Source organism: Curtobacterium sp. CFBP9011, from assembly GCF_034045095.1.
Lineage (GTDB): Bacteria > Actinomycetota > Actinomycetes > Actinomycetales > Microbacteriaceae > Curtobacterium.
In genome coordinates, this window is record NZ_JAXCWN010000001.1 from 229,044 (window position 1) to 246,993 (window position 17,950).

The window sequence follows — 17,950 nt, forward strand, 5'->3', positions numbered from 1 at the left end:
GGGAGGCGGGGCGCGCCTCCCGTCCGGACGACTACTGCTGCGGACCGCCGGTCGGGCCAGCTGCCGGACCGGTCGCGGGGCCGTCGGACGGACCGTCGGCGCCGGGGTCCTCGTCGATCCCGCCGGACTCGTCCTCGTGCGGACGGTCGTCGGTGGCGTCGTTGAGCAGGTCCTCGAGCGCACGGTCGAACGCGTCGTCCTCGGCGGACTGCGACGGGTCCCGCAGCCGGGCGACGAGCGACTCCGGTGCGTCGATGTCGTCGGAGCCCGGCACCAGGTCGAACGCGGCCCACAGTGCATCGCGCTGGTCGGCACCGAGCTCGTCGGTCACGCGCTGCCACATCGCGGCGGCCTCGCGCAGTCGGCGGGGGCGGAGCTCCAGACCGACGAGCGTCGCGAACGCGGACTCGGCCGGCCCGCCTGCGGCACGGCGGCGGCGGACCATCTCGGCGATCGCCCCGGCACGGGGGAGGCGTGCGGTCGCGGCGGCCGTGACCGTGTCGACCCAGCCCTCGACCAGCGCGAGCATCGTCTCGAGGCGGGCCAGGGCGGCGTCCTGCTCGGGTGTCCGCGGCGGGATGAGCGCCCCGGAGGCCAGGGCGTCGCGGAGCTGCTCCTGGTCGGTCGGGTCGATGCCGGAGAGCGATTCCTCCACCCGGTCGAACGGGATGTGGACGCCCTTCGCGTACTCGGTGATCGAGGAGATGATGTGCAGTCGGAGCCAGCGGGCCGAGCGGAACAGCCGCGCGTGGGCGAGCTCGCGGACCGCCAGGTAGATGCGGACCTCGTCGACCGGCACGTCGAGCCCGTCGGCGAACTCGGCGACGTTCTGCGGCACCAGCGCGGCGACCTGCTCGTCGAGCAGCGGGATGCCGACGTCGCCACCGGACACCACCTCCTTCGCGAGCTGGCCGACGACCTGGCCGAGCTGGATCGCGAAGAGGGCTCCGCCGACGCCGCGCATCGCCTTCGAGACGTCGCCCAGCATCGCCTTGAGCTCCTCGGGCGCACGCTGGTCGATCGCCTCGGTCAGGGCCGTGGCGATGCTCGAGGCCACGGGTTCGGCGATCTGCGACCACACCGGTGCCGTCGCCTTCGCCCACTGTTCACGGGTGTAGACGCTCGGCGTCGCGGTGAGTTCGGCGACGGTGGTGACCTCGTCGAGCCACAGGGCCGCGACCTGGAACGCCTGCGTCGACGCCTGGGCGGTGGCGGGGTCGAGCGGCTCGGCGCCCTCGCGTGCGATGGTGGCGGCGCGGTCGGCGGTCACCGTGAAGTCGATGCCGTCCGAGCCGGTCTGCGCGGCGCGCTGGAGTTGGCTCATGAGTTCGGCGACGGCGGCCGGGTCGTTCGGCAGGCCGGCGGCACCGGCCAGCTGCGACGGGTCGATCTGCCCCTCGCCGGACAGGAGTTTGCGGAGCATCTCCTGGAAGTCGTCGTCCGGCCCCGGCTGCGGTTCATCAGGCATGCCGACTACGCTAACCGCTGCCCGCGGGCCCGGACCTGGGACCGGCCCGGGCATCCGCCCGGACGGCTGCGCCGTGGGCGAACAGCCTCCGGAAGGACCCTGCGTGACCCTCTTCGCCCCCGCTCCCCGTCGTCGCTCGCGCTCGCGGACCGTCGGGTGGGTGTTCGTCGCCGGAGCCGTCGTGCTGGGACTCGTGGCGAGCGTGCTGCCGAGCCCGTACGTCATCGAGATGCCCGGACCCGTGTTCAACACGATCGGCACCCAGCGGCAGGGGACGGGCAAGGACGCGAAGGACGTCGAGCTCATCGACATCGACGGACACCGCACGTACCCGACCTCCGGTGCGCTCGACATGCTCACCGTCAGCGTGCAGGGCACCGCCACCGAGCGGCCCTCGTGGACCAGCGTCGTCCGCGCCCTGTTCACGAAGTCGCAGGCGGTCGTGCCGGCCAGCGCGATCTACCCGCCCGGCACCTCGACCGACCAGGTCAACAAGCAGGACGCCGCCGACATGACGAACTCCCAGCAGTCCGCCGTGGCCGCCGCGCTCATCCACCAGGGGTACCGGATCCCGACCGAACTCGAGGTCGGCAGCATCCAGGACGGCTCCGCAGCCGACGGCGTGGTCCGCACCGGGGACGTCGTCACCGCCTTCGACGGCACGTCGCTGCGCACCAACGCCGATGCGACGACGCTCCGCGAACTCGTCGCGAAGCACGGCACCTCGTCGCCCGCGACGGTCACGGTGGAGCGCGGGGGCGCGAGTCGGGAGCTCTCCCTGACCCCCCGGTCCGAGCAGGGCACCGCGCTGATCGGTGTCGGCGTCGTCGAGCACTACGACTTCCCCTTCGACGTCGACATCAAGCTCCAGGACGTCGGCGGCCCCTCGGCCGGCATGATGTTCGCGCTCGGGATCATCGACGAGATCACGCCGGGCAAGCTCAACGGCGGCGAACACGTCGCGGGCACCGGCACGATCACCGCGGCCGGCGAGGTCGGCCCCATCGGTGGCATCCGCCAGAAGCTCTACGGCGCCGAGGCCGCCGGCGCGAAGGTCTTCCTCGCCCCGAAGACGAACTGCGACGAGGTCGTCGGCCACGTGCCCGCCGGCCTCGACGTCTACGCCGTCTCCACCCTCGCCCAGGCCGTCACCGACCTGCAGACGATCGCCGCCGGCCGCAGCACCGCCGGACTCGAGCGCTGCACGCGCTGAGCGCTGCTCGGCCTGGTCACTGTCCGACGGGAGTGACGGGGCGGACGGGGGACGGGCCTCCCGGCCGGTCTGGAGGCCCGAGCCGAATTCCTGAGACGCAGCACAGGTTGACTGTCGGCCGGGGCGAATAGGATCGACGCACTGACGGCTCGGCCTGCCGGCGCCGCCGGTCCGACACGTCTGGAGCACAACAAGTGACGAACACCTCGTCCACCGCGGGACGGCGCTCGCCGCGTGTCCCGATCGTGGTCACGATCATCGTGCTGGCCGCACTGGTGATCGGCTTCTTCATCTTCGCCAGCCTCTACACCGACTACGCGTGGTTCACGCAACTCGGGTTCGAGCGGGTCCTCACCACCAGGTGGCTCGCCGGGACGGCGATGTTCGTCGCCGGGTTCCTGGGGATGGCCGTCCCGGTCTGGCTGAGCATCACGCTCGCCTTCCGGTTCCGCCCCGTCTACGCGAAGCTCAACTCGCAGCTCGACCGCTACCAGCAGGTCATCGAACCGCTGCGCCGCGTCGTCATGCTCGGCATCCCCGCGGTGCTCGGTGTCTTCGCCGGGCTCGCGACGGCGCCGCGCTGGAGCATGGTGCTGGAGTACTTCAACCGCACCCCCTTCGGCAAGACGGACCCGCAGTTCGGGCTCGACATCGGGTTCTACGTCTTCGAGCTCCCGTTCTGGCGAGCCGTCGTGGCGTACTCGTCCGCGGTCGTCCTGATCGCCGGCCTCGCCGCCCTGGCCGCCACGTACCTGTACGGGGCGCTCCGCTTCGGTGGGCGCGAGGTCCGCATCTCGCGGGCCGCCCGCATCCAGCTCGCGGTCACGGCCGGCCTCTACATCGCCCTGCAGGCCGCCAGCCTGTGGCTCGACCAGTACGCCGCGCTGACCAAGGACAACTCGCTCATCACCGGTGCCCAGTACACCGAGGTGAACGCGACCATCCCGGGCCGCGAGATCATGGCCGGCATCGCCGCGATCGTGGCGATCCTGTTCATCGTCACCGCCGTCATCGGCCGCTGGCGGATCTCGATCGTCGGCACCGGCCTGCTCCTGGTCGCGGCGATCGTCATCGGCGGCATCTACCCGTGGATCGTCCAGCGCCTGCAGGTCGCACCGAGCGAGCGGTCGTTCGAGTCGGCGTTCATCCAGCGGAACATCGACGCCACCCGTGACGCCTACGACGTCGCCGGGGTCAAGGAACGCGACTACGACGCGACCACCACCGCGACCTCGGGCGCCCTGTCGGAGGACGCCCAGACCACCGCGAACATCCGCATCATCGACCCGAAGATCGTGGCGGACACGTACAGCCAGCTGCAGCAGTACCGGCAGTACTACCAGTTCCCGGACCAGCTCGACGTCGACCGCTACCAGGTCGACGGCAAGACCGAGGACACCGTCCTGGCCGTGCGCGACATCGACCTCGACGGCCTGGGCTCGTCGGCGACGCAGTACAACCGCACGTTCGTCTACACCCACGGCTACGGCGTCGTCGCGGCCTACGGCAACCAGCGTGCGAGCGACGGCAAGCCGGTCTTCATCGAGTCGGGCATCCCGGCCGGCGGCGACCTCGGCAAGTACCAGCCGCGCGTGTACTTCGGCGAGAACTCGCCCGCGTACTCGATCGTCGGGGCGCCGAAGGGCACCAAGGACGTCGAGCTGGACTACCCGTCCGGGTCCGACGACAACGACGGCAACGCGACCACGACCTACGCGGCCGACGGTGGCCCGAAGATCGGCAACTTCTTCAACCGCCTAGTCTACGCGGCGAAGTTCCAGTCCGAGCAGATCCTGCTGTCGAACGCCGTCAACGCGGACTCGCAGATCCTGTACGACCGTGACCCGGTGCAGCGCGTCAGCAAGGTCGCGCCGTACCTGAAGCTCGACAAGGACGCCTACCCGGCGATCGTCGACAACCGCATCCAGTGGGTCGTCGACGGGTACACCACGAGCAACGCGTACCCGTACTCGCAGAGCCAGAGCATGACGGACAGCATCAACGGCACCGACACCGGCAGCTTCCGCACCGACCAGGTGAACTACATCCGGAACTCGGTCAAGGCCACCGTCGACGCCTACACCGGCAAGGTCACGCTCTACGCCTGGGACACCACCGACCCGGTGCTGAAGACCTGGCAGAAGATCTTCCCGACGTCGCTGCAGCCGGTCTCCTCGATGAGCGCCGACCTGCTGGCGCACGTCCGCTACCCGACGGACCTGTTCAAGGTCCAGCGGAGCATCCTCGGCACCTACCACGTCACCAACGCCAACTCGTTCTACTCGGGCGACGACGCGTGGACGACCCCGGTGGACCCGACCTCGACGTCGACGAGCGCGGGGGACGCCGACTCGGCCGGCTCCGGCTCGGGGACGAACACGACCACGACGAACGCCCTGGGGACGCAGACCACCGCGACGAACCCCGACCAGCAGGACCCGTACTACCTGACGATGAAGGTCCCCGGCTCCGGGACGGCGTACTCGCTGTACAGCACGTACATCCCGAAGCAGAACTCGTCGTCGAACGCGCGCAACGTCCTGACCGGCTACCTGGCCGTCGGGTCGGACGCCAGCGGGGCCGGCAAGGGCAAGAAGGGCGAGGGGTACGGCAAGCTCACGCTGCTGACGATCCCCAAGACCGACAGCATCCCGGGTCCGTCCCAGGTGCAGAACCTGTTCAACTCCGACCCGACCGTGTCGCAGGAGCTCAACATCCTGAAACGCGGCAACAGCACGGTGAAGCAGGGCAACCTGCTGACCCTGCCGGTGGGTGGCGGGTTCCTCTACGTCCAGCCGGTGTACGTGCAGTCCACCTCGAGCGGCTCGTACCCGCTGCTGCAGAAGGTCCTGGTGGCCTTCGGCGACAAGATCGCGTTCGAGGACACGCTCGACCAGGCGCTCGACAAGCTGTTCGGTGGCAACTCCGGTGCGGCCGCGGGTGACTCCGGGGCAGCATCCGGTTCGGACTCGGGTGACTCCGGATCGGGTACGTCGACCGGCGGTAGCTCGACCGGCGGTGCCACGGGAGGCTCCACGGGCGGCTCGTCCGCGGGCAGCAGCAACCCGGACGTGCAGCAGGCGCTGTCCGACGCCGACAAGGCGCTCCGGGCCCGCGAGCAGGCGTACGCCGAGAACGACCTGGTGGGTGCCGCCGAGGCCGACAAGCAGCTGCAGCAGGCCATCGAGGCCGCCATCGCAGCCGAGAACAGCGGCGCCTCGAAGGGCTGAACACGCCGAGCGGGGTGCTCGATTTGGCACCCCGCTCGGGTCCGTGTAGTGTTTTCCATGTGCCGCGGGGTGGAGCAGTTCGGTAGCTCGCTGGGCTCATAACCCAGAGGTCGTAGGTTCAAATCCTGCCCCCGCAACCAACGCGACACGAGAAGCCCCGGTCCTCACGGACCGGGGCTTCTTCGCGTTCCCGGGCTGCTTCGCGTTCCGGGGCCGAGCGCGGCTAGCCTGGCACGGTGACGACCCTGACCATCGCGGCAGCCCAGTTCGCCCCCGTCGACGACACCGCCGCGAACCTCCGCTCCGTGGCCGATGCTGCCCGGATCGCAGCGGAGCGGGGCGCACAGCTCCTGGTCACGCCGGAGTACACCTCGTACTTCACGGCCGAGATCGACGACCGCTTCGTCGCGGCAGCGCAGCCGCTCGACGGGTCCTTCGTCACCGGCCTCCGTCGGATCGCCCGCAGCACCGGCATCGCGCTGGTCGTCGGCGTGGCCGAGACGGGGGAGACGGCGGAGCGCTTCCGGAACACCCTGGTGGCGATCGGTGCGGACGGCTCGGTGCTGACCACGTACCGCAAGGTGCACCTCTACGACGCGTTCGGGTCGCGGGAGTCCGACCGCATCGAGGCCGGCGATCCCGCACAGCTGCCGGTGGTCGAGGTCGCGGGCGTCCGGGTCGGCCTCGAGACCTGCTACGACCTGCGCTTCCCGGAGGTCACCCGCCGCCTGGCCGCTCCCGAGCACGGCGCTGCCGACGTGGTGGTGCTGCCGGCCGAGTGGGTCCGGGGTCCGGGCAAAGAGCACCACTGGCGGACGCTGTTGACCGCACGGGCGATCGAGAACACCGTGTGGGTCGTCGGCGTCGGGCAGGCGCCGCCCGTCGGCATCGGCGGCACGGTCGCGCTCGACCCCACCGGGACCGCGGTCGCCGCGCTCGGGGCCGAGCCCGGATTGCTCGTCACGACCGTCGACACCGCCGTCACCGAGCGGGTGCGGGCCGTGAACCCGTCGCTGTCCCTGCGCCGGTACGACGTCCAGCCGCGCGGCTGAGGCGCACCCGCTCGGGAGACGACGCGCACTCCGCCCTGCGCGCGGCTCAGACCGCCGTGGCGAGCCCTGCCAGCCGGGCCACGGCCTCCTCGAGCACCGACCGCTGCTTGCAGAAGGCGAACCGGATGAGCGACCGGTACCCGTCGACGTGGTCCGGGCGGACGAACGCCGACACCGGCACCCCCACCACGCCGGCCAGTCGTGGGAGCTCCAGGCAGAGCGCCCGGGCGTCCTCGTGCCCGAGGGGGGCCGCGTCCGCGATGACGAAGTAGCCCGCGTCCGGCCGCAGCACGTCGAAGCCGGCGGCCGCGAGCCCGGCGGCCAGGATCTCCTGCTTCGCCCCGAGGTCCGCCGCGATCCCGGCGAAGACGACGTCGGGCAGGCGGAGTCCGGTGGCGATCGCCGGCTGGAACGGCGCCCCGTTGACGAAGGTCAGGTACTGCTTGACGGTCGTGATCGCCTCGACCAGGGCCGGGGGAGCGGTGAGCCAGCCGATCTTCCACCCCGTCGTGTTGAAGGTCTTGCCGGCACTCGAGATCGAGACCGTGCGCTCGCGTGCCCCGGGGAGCGTGACCGGGGGGACGTGGGTGTCGGCGAACGCCAGGTGCTCGTAGACCTCGTCGGTGACGATGACCGCGTCGAACTGCTCGGCGAGCTCGACCACGGTGCGGAGGACCTCGACCGGCAGCACCCGGCCGGTCGGGTTGTGCGGTGTGTTCACCAGCACGACTCGGGTGCGGTCGGAGAACGCGGCGCGCAGGTCGGCCTCGTCGGGCAGGAAGTCGGGGGCCCGCAGCGGCACGGTGACGTGCGTCGCACCGGCCAGCCGGATGAGGGCCCCGTAAGCGTCGTAGAACGGCTCGAAGGTGACGACCTCGTCACCGGGCTCGACGAGCGCGAGCAGGGTGGCGGCCAACGCCTCGGTCGCGCCGGCGGTGACCAGGACCTCCCGGTCGGGATCGACGTCCAGGCCGTACCAGCGCGCCTGGTGCTCGGCGACGGCCGCGCGCAGGTCCGGGGTGCCCCGACCCGGCGGGTACTGGTTCGCACCGGCGCGGATCGCCGCCACCGCGGCGTCCAGGACCTCGGCGGGCCCGTCCTCGTCGGGGAAGCCCTGCCCCAGGTTGATCGCTCCGGTGGCCGCCGCCAGGGCGCTCATCTCGGCGAAGACGGTCGGCGCGGGCACCCCGTCGGGTCCCAGGAGCATCGCGCCCTCAGCGGCTCGCAGCCACGGACCGGTCTGCCGCATGAGCGACCCCTCTCGACGTCGAGGCACCGGCCGGGAGGCGCGGCGCACGCTGGCCCCCAACCTAGCGTCCGCCCCGTCCCGGCCCCGGCGGTCGCCGCCGCCGTGTGCAGACCCCGTTCGTCGAGCGGCCCTCGTCCGTCGTGTGCGGACCGGGCACACAGCTGACGCATACGATCGGCTTGGCCAGCTCGCAGGTGCGCCATCATGACCGCCCAGGTCGGTGGTGGAGACTGCAGGAGCTTGAAAGGAGCACGTCCAACATGAGCGACACCACGCCCAACGGGCACGGCGACGACGACCGTCGCGACGAGACCACCGGTCCGGACGAGTCGAACGGCACCCAGTACGGGCACCGTCACGCCGACGACACGGACGTGGTGGGGACGACTCCGGCAGCGGAGGGCGAACACACCGCCGCCTCCGACCACCCCACCGAGCAGTACACGACCCCGTACCCGACGTTCGGGTCCGGGGCGTCCACCGACGCCGACGCGACCGAGACCGCGCAGTACGGCCAGTACGGCCAGTACTCGCAGCAGGGGCAGTCCGGCCAGCAGGGCCAGTACGGCCAGGACGCGCAGTCCGGGCAGACGTCCCAGTACGGCCAGACCTCGCAGTACGACCAGACCTCGCACTACGGGCAGGGTCAGTACGGCCAGCAGGGCCAGTACGGTCAGGCAGCGCAGTACGGGCAGCAGAGCCAGTACGGGCAGGACTCGGGGTACGGGCAGTACGGCCAGCAGGGCCAGAACGACCAGGGTCAGTACGGCCAGCAGGGCCAGTACGGCCAGGGCGAGTACGGCCAGCCCGCCCAGTACGGCCAGCCCGCCCAGTACGGCCAGGGGCAGTACGGCCAGCAGAGCCAGTACGGCCAGCAGGGCCAGTACGGCGAGCAGAGCCAGTACGGCCAGGACCGCCCCCGCTACGGCGAGTACTCCGGCGCCGCGGCCCCGACGCCGTCCGCCGACCAGGCACCGTCGTCGACGAGCTCGTTCGGTGACGCCGCCGACCAGCAGCGTGCGAACGGCCACTACTTCTCCGGCGCCCCGGCCACGACCGGCACCACCACCCGCGAGCGCTCCGGCCGCAACAAGCTCATCCTGCCGGCCGTGGCGATCGCGCTGGTCGGCGGCCTCATCGGTGGTGGTGTCGTCTGGGCAGCTGACTCGGCGACCGGCGGCAACGTCACTTCGAGCGGCGGCGGCACCTCGCAGAGCGGCGGCAACCTGACCGTCAACGACTACGACTCCGCCACGGTCGTCACCGCGGTCGCCGCGAAGGCCACCCCCTCGGTCGTCACGATCAACGTCTCGGCGAGCAGCGAAGCCGGCACCGGTTCCGGCGTCATCCTCAACAAGGACGGCTACATCGTCACGAACACCCACGTGGTGACGCTCGACGGTGACAGTTCGAGCGGCACCATCTCGGTGACGACCTCGAACGGCCGTGTCTACAAGGGCAAGCTCATCGGCACCGACCCGACGGTGGACCTCGCGGTCATCAAGATCGACGCGCCGGACCTCACCCCGATGTCCTTCGCCGATTCGTCGAAGCTCAACGTCGGCGACACCGCCGTGGCGATCGGTGCTCCGCTGGGGCTGTCGAACACGGTCACGGACGGCATCGTCTCGACCCTGAACCGCAGCATCCAGGTCACCTCGAGCGACCCGAACGCGGGCGGCGACACCAACGAGGGTCAGGGCAACAACGGCAACGGCCCGTTCGACTTCTGGGGCAACGGCGACAACGGCAGCAGCCCCTCGGCGGGCACCACCGTGTCCCTGCCGGTGATCCAGACCGACGCGTCGATCAACCCCGGCAACTCGGGTGGTGCGCTGCTCGACGACAAGGGCCGGCTCATCGGCATCAACGTCGCGATCGCCAGCGCCGGCAGCTCGAGCTCGTCGAGCTCCCAGTCGGGCAGCATCGGTGTCGGGTTCTCGATCCCGTCGAACCTGGTGAAGCGCGTCGCATCTGAGATCGTCGACAACGGCAAGGCCACGCACGGTCTGCTCGGCGCGTCGGTCGGTGACGCCACCGAGGACGCCAACGCCTCGCAGGTCGGCGCGCTCATCAAGTCGGTCGTCTCCGGTGGCGCCGCCGCCGACGCCGGGCTGCAGAAGGGCGACGTCGTCACCAAGCTCGGTGACGCCACCATCGCGGACGCGACGGACCTCACCGCGCAGGTCCGCTTCTTCGCCGGTGGTGCGACGACGCAGGTCACCTACGTCCGCAACGGGGAGACCCGGACCGCCGACGTCAAGCTGGGGACCTACGACAGCTCGAAGTGACCCGACCACCCGCATGACCGGGAGGCCCGCAACCAGCCGGTGGCGGGCCTCCCGTCCGTCCGGGGTCGGCTCCAGGGGGCGGCCAGGTGCCCATCGCGGGTGCTTGATAGGCTCGGTCCGCTCTGCGGGGCGGCCCCACGGGTCGCCTCGTGCCCGCCGGACCCCGAGGATCACATGCAGCACGACGGACAGGCCCTGCCAGGTGTCTCCTACGTCATGCCGGTCCTCAACGAGGTGACCGAGGTCCGCGCCGCGGTGGGCAGTCTGCTCGAGCAGGACTACGCCGGGCCGTTCGAGGTCATCCTGGCCCTCGGCCCGTCGATCGACGGCACGAACGAACTCGTCGCCGAGATGAGCGCCGCCGACCCACGGATCCGAGCGGTCGACAACCCGGTCGGCTCGACGCCCGCCGGTCTCAACGTCGCGATCCGGGCCTCCGAGCACCCGATCGTCGTGCGGGTCGACGCACACAGCGTCCTGCCGCCCGACTACACGCGCATCGCCGTCCGGACCCTGCAGGAGTCGGGCGCCGACAACGTCGGTGGCATCATGCGCGCCGAGGGTCGGACGCCGTTCGAGCAGGCCGTGGCCCTGGCCTACGGCAGCCGCGTCGGCCTGGGCGGGACCCCGCACCACGTCGGTGGGCAGGCGGGCCCGGCCGAGACCGCGTACCTCGGGGTGTTCCGACGCGAGCGCCTGTTCGCGGTCGGGCTCTTCGACGAGGGCATCAAGCGCGGCCAGGACTGGGAGCTCAACCGACGCCTCCGCACCACGGGCGGCACGGTCTGGTTCACGCCGGAGCTCGTCGTCACCTACCGGCCGCGGCCGAGCCTGAAGCGTCTGGTCCGGCAGTTCGTGGCCACCGGCCTCTGGCGCGGTGAGCTGGCACGCCGGTTCCCGGCCGGCAACGGCCTGCGCTACTTCGTCCCGCCGCTGATGGTCCTGGCCGTCGCCCTCGGGCTCGTCGCCGGACTCGTCGGTGCCGTCGGGGCGGTCCTCGGTTCGCCGCTCGCGTGGGCGATGACCGGGTTCGCGGTGCCGGCGGTCTACCTGCTCTTCGTCGTCGTCGGTGCCCTCGCGGTGTCGCGGCGATCGGTGCCGGCGACGCGGGCGTGGCTGCTCGTCGTCCTGCCGTGCATCCACGTCGGCTGGGGTGTCGGCTTCATCATCGGGTTCCTGACACGGACCTCCGATCTGACCACGCACACGGGACGGTGACCGACATGGCCGATGACGACCTCGGGAACGGCGGCGGACCGGACCCCCGGGACGGCCGCGGGTTCACCCGACCGACCTCGATCGCCGAACTGCGGGCGGTGGCCCAGCCGGACGAGGTCCGGGCACGCGCCAACGCCGAGCACTGGACGGCCTCGCTCTACCTGCGCGACGTCTCGCCGTACCTGACGTCGCTGCTGCTGCGCACCCGGGTCAGCGCGAACCAGGTCACCGGCCTGATGATCCTGGTCGGCTGGTCCACCGCGGCCGCCCTCCTGATCCCGGGCATCTGGGGCGCCCTGCTCGCGCTCGTGCTCGGGCAGCTGCAGATGCTCGTCGACTGCTCCGACGGAGAGGTCGCCCGGTGGCGCGGCACCCGCTCGCCGGCCGGCATCTTCCTCGACAAGGTCGGGCACTACACGACCGAGGGACTCATCCCGATCGCGCTCGGCGTCCGGGCGGCGACCTGGCCGATCCACGGAGCCGACTGGATGTGGACGACGATCGGCTGCGCCCTCGGCCTGGTGATCGTGCTCAACAAGGCGCTCAACGACATGGTGCACGTCGCCCGTGCCCACGGCGGCATGGCGAAGCTCGCCGACCGGCGCGACGGGGTCACCGCCCCGTCCGGTGCGCGGCTCGCGACGCTCCGACGCGTCGCCCGCTTCCTGCCCTTCCACCGGCTGTACCACTCGGTCGAACTGACGATCATCACGTTCGTCGTCGCCCTGCTCGCGCTCGTCATCGGCCACCCGCTGGCGGATCGGATCCTGGTCGGGGCGCTCCTGCCGCTCGCCGTGCTGGCGACGGCCGGGCACTTCCTGGCGATCATGTCGTCGAAGCGGGTCCGCGCGTGATGCCCGGCACCCGCCGTCGTGGCGCGGTCCCGCACCGCGAGCGACCCCGCGTCGCCGTCGTCAGCCTGTCGCAAGGCACCCGCCCCGACGACCTGCGCCGTGGCCTCGAGAGCGTGCTCGCGCAGCAGGGCGTCGACCTGGACGTGGTCTGCGTCGGCAACGGGTGGCAGCCGGTCGGCCTGCCCGACGGTGTCCGGGCGCTCGCGCTGCCGGAGAACCTCGGCATCCCCGCCGGCCGGAACGCCGGTGCTGCCGAGGTCGTCGGCGACTACGTGTTCTTCCTCGACGACGACGCCTCGGTGCCGTCGCCGACGTTCCTCCGCGACGCGATCGCCCTGTTCGAGCACGACCCGTCGCTCGGCCTCGTGCAGCCCCGGGTGGTCGACCCCTCCGGTTCGGCGAACCCCCGCCGCTGGGTGCCCCGGATCCGCAAGGGCGACCCGGAGCAGAGCTCGCCGGTGTTCTCCGTGTGGGAGGGCGCCGTCGTCCTGCCGATGGACGTCTGGCGCGCGGTCGGCGGCTGGGGAGCCGAGTACTTCTACGCCCACGAGGGCATCGAACTCGCCTGGCGGGTCTGGGACGCCGGACGTCGGACCTGGTACGCGGGGGAGCTCGTCGCGAACCACCCGGCGATCGACCCGGCACGCCACCGCGAGTACGTCCGTCTGAACGCCAGGAACCGGGTGTGGCTCGCGCGGCGCAACCTGCCCGCCGTGCTCCGGCCGCTCTACGTCGGCAGCTGGGCCACGATCCAGGTGCTGCGCTGGTGGCGGTCGCCCCGGCGGCTCGCGACCTGGTTCGGCGGCATCGCCGAGGGGTGGCGCACCGACTGCGGACCGGTCCGCGTGATGGGCTGGCTCACGATCGGTCGGATGACGCTGGCGGGCCGCCCACCCGTCGTCTGAGAGTGTCGAGACGGACAGGAGGCGCGCCTCCCGTCCGCAGCACACGTCCCGTCCGCACCGCACGACCTGTCCGAACCACTGCCCAGGAGCACAGCATGGCCCTCGTCAAGGACGCCCGAACCGCGATCCGGCTCGCCGGCCGGCTGTGGCGGTCACGCCAGACGCGGTCGCAGCTGGCCCGCCGACTGCCGTCGGTCCCGACGCCCGCGCCGGGCACGATCGAGATCGCGGTCTACTTCGCCGACGGCCCCGTGAACATGTACCAGATCCGCCAGTGGTACGCGCCGCTCGCCGCCCTGGCCGAGCACCGCGGGGTGGCGATCCTGTCCCGCAGCCCCGGCGCGATGCTGGCGCTGGCGGACGAGTCGCCCGTCCCCGTCGTCTACGCCCGCCAGGTCGTCGACCTCGAGCGCTTCGTCACCGAGCAGGCGCCGAAGGTGGTGCTGTACGTCAACCAGAACGCCCGCAACTTCCAGATGATGCGGTACGGGCGGATGTGGCACGTCTTCGTCAACCACGGCGAGAGCGACAAGATGTACATGACGACGAACCAGTTCAAGGCCTACGACACCGCGCTGATCGCCGGGGACGCCGCCCGGGACCGGCTCGCCGAGGCGCTCTGGAACTACGACCTGGACGGCCGGACCATCGCGATCGGCCGACCGCAGGCGGACCACTTCGCCGGGGAGCCGCCGTACCCGGCCGACGGACGCACCGTCGTGCTGTACGCGCCGACCTGGGAGGGCGACCGTGCCGCGGCCGCCTACGGGTCGATCGCCAGCCACGGCACGACCATCGCCGAGCAGGTCCTGGCGTCGCCGCGACACCGGCTGGTCTACCGGCCGCACCCCCGCAGCGGGGTGCTCGACCCCGCCTACAAGGCGGCACACCAGCGGATCGTCGCCGCGATCGAGGCCGCGAACGCCGCCGACCCGTCGGCGCACCACGTGTACGACGACGGGCCGACGCTGGGCTGGCAGCTCGCCGGGGCGGACGTCGCGATCACCGACATCAGCGCGATGATCTACGACCGTCTGGCCGTCGGCAAGCCGCTCATCGTCACCCGTCCGGTGTCACCCGAGGCGGACGTCGACGAGCGCGGCTACCTGGGGGACGCCAACTGGCTGCGGGCGGCGGACGCCGGCGACGTCGTGGCCCGGGTGGACCGGGCCGTGACGGACGCCGACGAACTGGCCCGACTGCGGCACTGGGTGCAGCGGTACTTCGGGGACACCACGCCGGGTGTCGCCACGGCTCGGTTCCACGACGCGATCGACCGGTTGGTCGCCCGCTGGCACGAGGTCGCCCGCGAACGCTCGGCCGACTGACCGTCGGTCCGCGCAGCCCGTCAAGGGGCGAGCCCGGGGCCGGCCAGCGACATCCGCCACAGGAACTCCCCGCGGTCTGGCCGACGCCACCGGACGATGACGACGCCGGTCTCGTCGGCGCCGGCGCCGAACACGGCCAGGGACAGCCCGCGCCCCGGCTCGAGCCGGCGGACGACGAGCGGCGGGGAGTAGCCCGTGCCGAGGTGGGTGAGGGAGATCCCGTCGAGGGTCTCGGTGCTGGTGTTGACCAGCTCGTAACGGCGGGGCGCCGCTGATCGGTCGATGGTGAACGGTACCGGGTAGGCGGTGATGGGGTCGCGCATGGGGAGCACGTTAGGGGTGGGGTCCGACGTCGGGGCCCCCGGGGAGCCGTCGGGGGACCGGGGCTGTGGAGCGTGGCCCGGGGGCGCTCGGTTGTGGAGGAGTGGACGTCAGACGCCGTGGTCGGCGTTGTACCGCTCCAGGGCCTCGTCGATCGGTCCGTCGAACAGCAGTCGTCCACCGTCGAGGTACAGCCCGCGGTCGCAGAACCGGCGCAGGTCCTTGTCGCTGTGCGAGACGAAGAACAGCGTCCGACCACCCGCCAGCAGCTCGTCGATCCGCCTGTAGCACTTCTCACGGAACTTCTTGTCGCCGACGGCCAGGACCTCGTCGACGAGGATCACCGGCTCGTCCAGGCGGGAGATCACCGCGAAGGCGATCCGGACCTTCATGCCGCTCGACAGGTGCTTGTACGGGGTGTCGACGAAGTCCGCGATCTCGGCGAACGCGATGATCTCGTCGAAGGCCGCGCGGATCTCCGCCCGGGACATGCCGTGCAGCCCGGCGGTCAGGAAGACGTTGTCGCGCACCGTCAGGTCGCCGACGAAGCCACCGGTGATCTCGATCAGGGGAGCGACGCCGGCGCCCACGTGGACCCGGCCCTCGTCGGGCAGCATCACCTGGGCGACGAGCTTGAGCAGCGTCGACTTGCCCTGGCCGTTCCGGCCCACGACACCGATCGCCTCGCCCGGACGGACGTCGAACGACACGTTCCGGAGTGCCCAGAACTCGTCCGCCTTCCGACGACGCTGACCCCGGCCGAAGAGGTCCTTGAAGCTCCGGCTGGCGCGGCGGTTCCGCTTGAACCGGATGCCGGCGTCGGTGACGGAGATGACCGGTGCGGTGGTGCTCGCCGTCGTCACGGGTTCGGTCGTGGCCATCACAGCTCCTTGAGGACGCGGTGCTCGCTGCGGCGGAACACGACGACACCGACGACGAGGACGATGCCCGTGACGACGACCGACGCGAGCACTTCCTTCCAGTCCAGCTGGCCGGGGAAGAACGCCGAGCGGTAGATGCCGAAGATCCCGCTCAGCGGGTTGATCGCGGCGATGTCGTGCAGCGCCTTCGGCAGCGCCTGCGTGCCGTAGATGATCGGCGATGCGTAGAACAGGAAGCGCAGGACGAGCTTCACCGCGCGTTCGAGGTCGCGGAAGAACACGACGAGCGGTGCGACGATGAGCCCGAGGCCGTAGACGAGCGTGGCCTGCAGGACGATGGCGAGCGGCCAGAGCACCACCTGCCAGTGCAGGTGTGCGCCGGTGGCGATGACGAACACCGCGAGCACCGGGATGCTCAGCAGGAACTCGATGGCCTTGGACGCGTCGATGCGGGCGACCCAGATGCTGCGCGGGATCGTCGTCGAGCGGATCAGCTTGGCTTCCTTGATGAAGGCCCGGGTCGAGTCCGAGACACCGCCGGTGAACCACATCCAGGGCAGCAGCGCCGTCAGCAGGAAGACGATGTACGGCTCTTCGCCGACCTTGCCGCGGTGGAAGACCTGTGTGAAGACGAACCAGTAGATCGCCGACATGACGAGCGGGTCGAGGATCGACCAGAAGTACCCGAGCGCCGAGGTCGAGTACCGCACGCGCAGGTCGCGGACCGTCAGCAGCCAGAGCGCCTGGCGGTACCGACGTGCTGAGCCGCGGGCCGCCGGCGTCGAGGAGACACCGGGGACCGCGGGCGGTGGCGTGGTCGTCGGCTGCGCGGTCGGGTGCGCGTCAGTCATGGGTTCCCTCCGGCCGGGACCGCACCGAGGGGCGGCCACCCGGGCCGGTGGTCCGGATCAGGGGATCCTGACCCGTTCAGGCGAACAGGTCGTTCGCGCGCTGCAGGTCCTCGGCGAAGTCGATCTCGACCGCGTACAGGTCGGAGATGTCGATCGGCGTCCAGCGTAGTCCGTCCTCGGCGATGGCAGCCTCGATGCCGCCCTCGAAGTACTCCTGGTCGTCGACCCGGCCGAGCTGTCGGATCAGTGCCTGCTTGTCGGCTGCCGAGACGTGGTTGATGCCCACGGCCTCGCCCAGACCCCCGACGACCTTCTTCGAGAGCTTCGCGATGAAGCCCTCGGCGTCGACGGTGTACTTGACCTCTTCGTCGGAGACCTTCTCGGTGTTCACGCTGACGAACGACCGACCCTCGTCGATCATGTCGGCGGCGCGGACGAGGGCCATCGGGTCGAAGACCACGTCGCCGTTCATCCAGAGGACACCGCTCTTGCCGGTCGCCTTGAGCGCACGGAGCAGGCTCTTCGAGGTGTTCGTGGAGTCGTAGGACTCGTTGTAGACGAAGTTCGCCTCGGGGAACGCCTCGACGATGTACTCCGACTTGTAGCCGACGACGATCGTGACCCGCGCGCTGGACCCGAAGGCGGCGCGGATGTTGTCGAACTGCTGCTGCATGATGGTGCGGCCGTCGCTGAGCTCGGTGAGCGGCTTCGGCAGGCTGCGCCCGAGGCGGCTGCCCATCCCCGCTGCGAGGATGACGATCTGCGTGGTCATGCTGGTCCCTTCCGGTGTCCGCCGCGTCCCGTCCGCCCCGGAGGGTGGAGGTCCACACTGGAGGACACGTCGAGCGTGTCCTGACGGGCACTTCGATACGGCTTCCTCGGATACTGCACCCACCGCGTTCGAGTTGGCCGGGAGTCGCGTGGTCCGGAGCGTATAACGCCCCGGTCAGCAACCGCTCCGGGAGCGCTGCGGGCAGGTTTCCGAGTGGTGAACACTCCGTCGTGTCTCGGTGAATGATACGGAACCGGGCGGTGTCGGGGTACGGGTCGAGCGGCATCGTGTTCAATTCGTGACCCGGTCCGACACGG

The 17,950-nt window shown here is 71.0% G+C and carries 14 protein-coding genes and 1 tRNA gene; 9 read left to right on the plus strand and 6 right to left on the minus strand.

Annotated features, from left to right (window positions below; translation table 11 throughout):
• Window positions 1-31: 31 nt before the first annotated feature.
• A complete protein-coding gene (locus SOM35_RS01100; protein WP_320514026.1) occupies window positions 32-1,468 on the minus strand; it encodes a zinc-dependent metalloprotease in 1,437 nt (478 codons plus the stop codon).
• 103 nt (window positions 1,469-1,571) lie between these two features.
• Here SOM35_RS01100 and SOM35_RS01105 point away from each other — a divergent pair, with 103 nt between their 5' ends.
• The 4 genes from SOM35_RS01105 (at window position 1,572) to SOM35_RS01120 (ending at window position 6,963) form a co-directional block, all read left to right on the plus strand.
• The gene (locus SOM35_RS01105) at window positions 1,572-2,681 is read left to right on the plus strand and encodes a YlbL family protein (protein ID WP_320514027.1); all 1,110 of its coding nucleotides are present in this window, start codon (window positions 1,572-1,574) and stop codon (window positions 2,679-2,681) included.
• Window positions 2,682-2,875: 194 nt separating this feature from the next.
• The gene (locus SOM35_RS01110; RefSeq protein WP_320514029.1) at window positions 2,876-5,911 is read left to right on the plus strand and encodes a UPF0182 family membrane protein; all 3,036 of its coding nucleotides are present in this window, start codon (window positions 2,876-2,878) and stop codon (window positions 5,909-5,911) included.
• Window positions 5,912-5,974: 63 nt separating this feature from the next.
• Window positions 5,975-6,051 (plus strand) — tRNA-Met (locus tag SOM35_RS01115).
• A 96-nt stretch (window positions 6,052-6,147) separates the two neighbouring features.
• On the plus strand, window positions 6,148-6,963 hold the full coding sequence (locus SOM35_RS01120) for a carbon-nitrogen hydrolase family protein (protein WP_320514031.1): 816 nt from the start codon (window positions 6,148-6,150) through the stop codon (window positions 6,961-6,963).
• Window positions 6,964-7,009: 46 nt separating this feature from the next.
• Here the strand turns inward: SOM35_RS01120 and SOM35_RS01125 are convergent, their stop codons facing one another.
• Window positions 7,010-8,212 (minus strand): aminotransferase class I/II-fold pyridoxal phosphate-dependent enzyme, encoded by a 1,203-nt coding sequence (locus tag SOM35_RS01125; protein WP_320514032.1) that lies wholly within the window; start codon window positions 8,210-8,212, stop codon window positions 7,010-7,012.
• A gap of 260 nt (window positions 8,213-8,472) precedes the next feature.
• Here SOM35_RS01125 and SOM35_RS01130 point away from each other — a divergent pair, with 260 nt between their 5' ends.
• The 5 genes from SOM35_RS01130 (at window position 8,473) to SOM35_RS01150 (ending at window position 14,808) form a co-directional block, all read left to right on the plus strand.
• Window positions 8,473-10,503: a S1C family serine protease gene (locus SOM35_RS01130; protein ID WP_320514034.1), complete on the plus strand. Its 2,031-nt coding sequence runs from the start codon at window positions 8,473-8,475 to the stop codon at window positions 10,501-10,503.
• Between the two features lie 174 nt (window positions 10,504-10,677).
• Window positions 10,678-11,721: a glycosyltransferase family 2 protein gene (locus SOM35_RS01135; protein ID WP_320514035.1), complete on the plus strand. Its 1,044-nt coding sequence runs from the start codon at window positions 10,678-10,680 to the stop codon at window positions 11,719-11,721.
• A gap of 5 nt (window positions 11,722-11,726) precedes the next feature.
• Entirely contained in the window at window positions 11,727-12,575 is an 849-nt protein-coding gene (locus SOM35_RS01140; RefSeq protein WP_320514036.1) for a CDP-alcohol phosphatidyltransferase family protein, read from the plus strand.
• Window positions 12,575-13,480, plus strand: a complete 906-nt coding sequence (locus tag SOM35_RS01145) for a glycosyltransferase family 2 protein (RefSeq protein ID WP_320514038.1) — start codon at window positions 12,575-12,577, stop codon at window positions 13,478-13,480. The genes SOM35_RS01140 and SOM35_RS01145 overlap by 1 nt, the downstream gene beginning before the upstream one ends.
• 95 nt (window positions 13,481-13,575) lie before the next feature.
• On the plus strand, window positions 13,576-14,808 hold the full coding sequence (locus SOM35_RS01150; protein ID WP_320514039.1) for a CDP-glycerol glycerophosphotransferase family protein: 1,233 nt from the start codon (window positions 13,576-13,578) through the stop codon (window positions 14,806-14,808).
• A 20-nt stretch (window positions 14,809-14,828) separates the two neighbouring features.
• Here the strand turns inward: SOM35_RS01150 and SOM35_RS01155 are convergent, their stop codons facing one another.
• The 4 genes from SOM35_RS01155 to SOM35_RS01170 all read right to left on the minus strand — a co-directional run bounded on the left by SOM35_RS01155 (window position 14,829) and on the right by SOM35_RS01170 (window position 17,633).
• Entirely contained in the window at window positions 14,829-15,131 is a 303-nt protein-coding gene (locus SOM35_RS01155; RefSeq protein ID WP_111075636.1) for a hypothetical protein, read from the minus strand.
• Window positions 15,132-15,239: 108 nt separating this feature from the next.
• Window positions 15,240-16,010 carry an ABC transporter ATP-binding protein gene (locus tag SOM35_RS01160; protein WP_290158339.1) on the minus strand — a complete coding sequence of 257 codons (771 nt, stop codon included), beginning with the start codon at window positions 16,008-16,010 and terminating at the stop codon, window positions 15,240-15,242.
• A complete protein-coding gene (locus tag SOM35_RS01165; RefSeq protein ID WP_320514044.1) occupies window positions 16,010-16,861 on the minus strand; it encodes an ABC transporter permease in 852 nt (283 codons plus the stop codon). Before SOM35_RS01165 ends, SOM35_RS01160 begins: the two co-directional genes overlap by 1 nt.
• Before the next feature lie 76 nt (window positions 16,862-16,937).
• On the minus strand, window positions 16,938-17,633 hold the full coding sequence (locus SOM35_RS01170; RefSeq protein ID WP_111076269.1) for a phosphocholine cytidylyltransferase family protein: 696 nt from the start codon (window positions 17,631-17,633) through the stop codon (window positions 16,938-16,940).
• Between the last annotated feature and the right edge of the window lie 317 nt (window positions 17,634-17,950).

What these genes read in the sequence shown, in the direction of transcription:
- SOM35_RS01100 (WP_320514026.1), bottom strand. Translation starts at nt 1,468, where the DNA reads ATGCCTGATGAACCGCAGCCGGGGCCGGACGACGACTTCCAGGAGATG.
- SOM35_RS01125 (WP_320514032.1), bottom strand. Translation starts at nt 8,212, where the DNA reads ATGCGGCAGACCGGTCCGTGGCTGCGAGCCGCTGAGGGCGCGATGCTC.
- SOM35_RS01130 (WP_320514034.1), top strand. Translation starts at nt 8,473, where the DNA reads ATGAGCGACACCACGCCCAACGGGCACGGCGACGACGACCGTCGCGAC.
- SOM35_RS01135 (WP_320514035.1), top strand. Translation starts at nt 10,678, where the DNA reads ATGCAGCACGACGGACAGGCCCTGCCAGGTGTCTCCTACGTCATGCCG.
- SOM35_RS01140 (WP_320514036.1), top strand. Translation starts at nt 11,727, where the DNA reads ATGGCCGATGACGACCTCGGGAACGGCGGCGGACCGGACCCCCGGGAC.
- SOM35_RS01145 (WP_320514038.1), top strand. Translation starts at nt 12,575, where the DNA reads ATGCCCGGCACCCGCCGTCGTGGCGCGGTCCCGCACCGCGAGCGACCC.
- SOM35_RS01150 (WP_320514039.1), top strand. Translation starts at nt 13,576, where the DNA reads ATGGCCCTCGTCAAGGACGCCCGAACCGCGATCCGGCTCGCCGGCCGG.
- SOM35_RS01155 (WP_111075636.1), bottom strand. Translation starts at nt 15,131, where the DNA reads ATGCGCGACCCCATCACCGCCTACCCGGTACCGTTCACCATCGACCGA.
- SOM35_RS01160 (WP_290158339.1), bottom strand. Translation starts at nt 16,010, where the DNA reads ATGGCCACGACCGAACCCGTGACGACGGCGAGCACCACCGCACCGGTC.
- SOM35_RS01165 (WP_320514044.1), bottom strand. Translation starts at nt 16,861, where the DNA reads ATGACTGACGCGCACCCGACCGCGCAGCCGACGACCACGCCACCGCCC.
- SOM35_RS01170 (WP_111076269.1), bottom strand. Translation starts at nt 17,633, where the DNA reads ATGACCACGCAGATCGTCATCCTCGCAGCGGGGATGGGCAGCCGCCTC.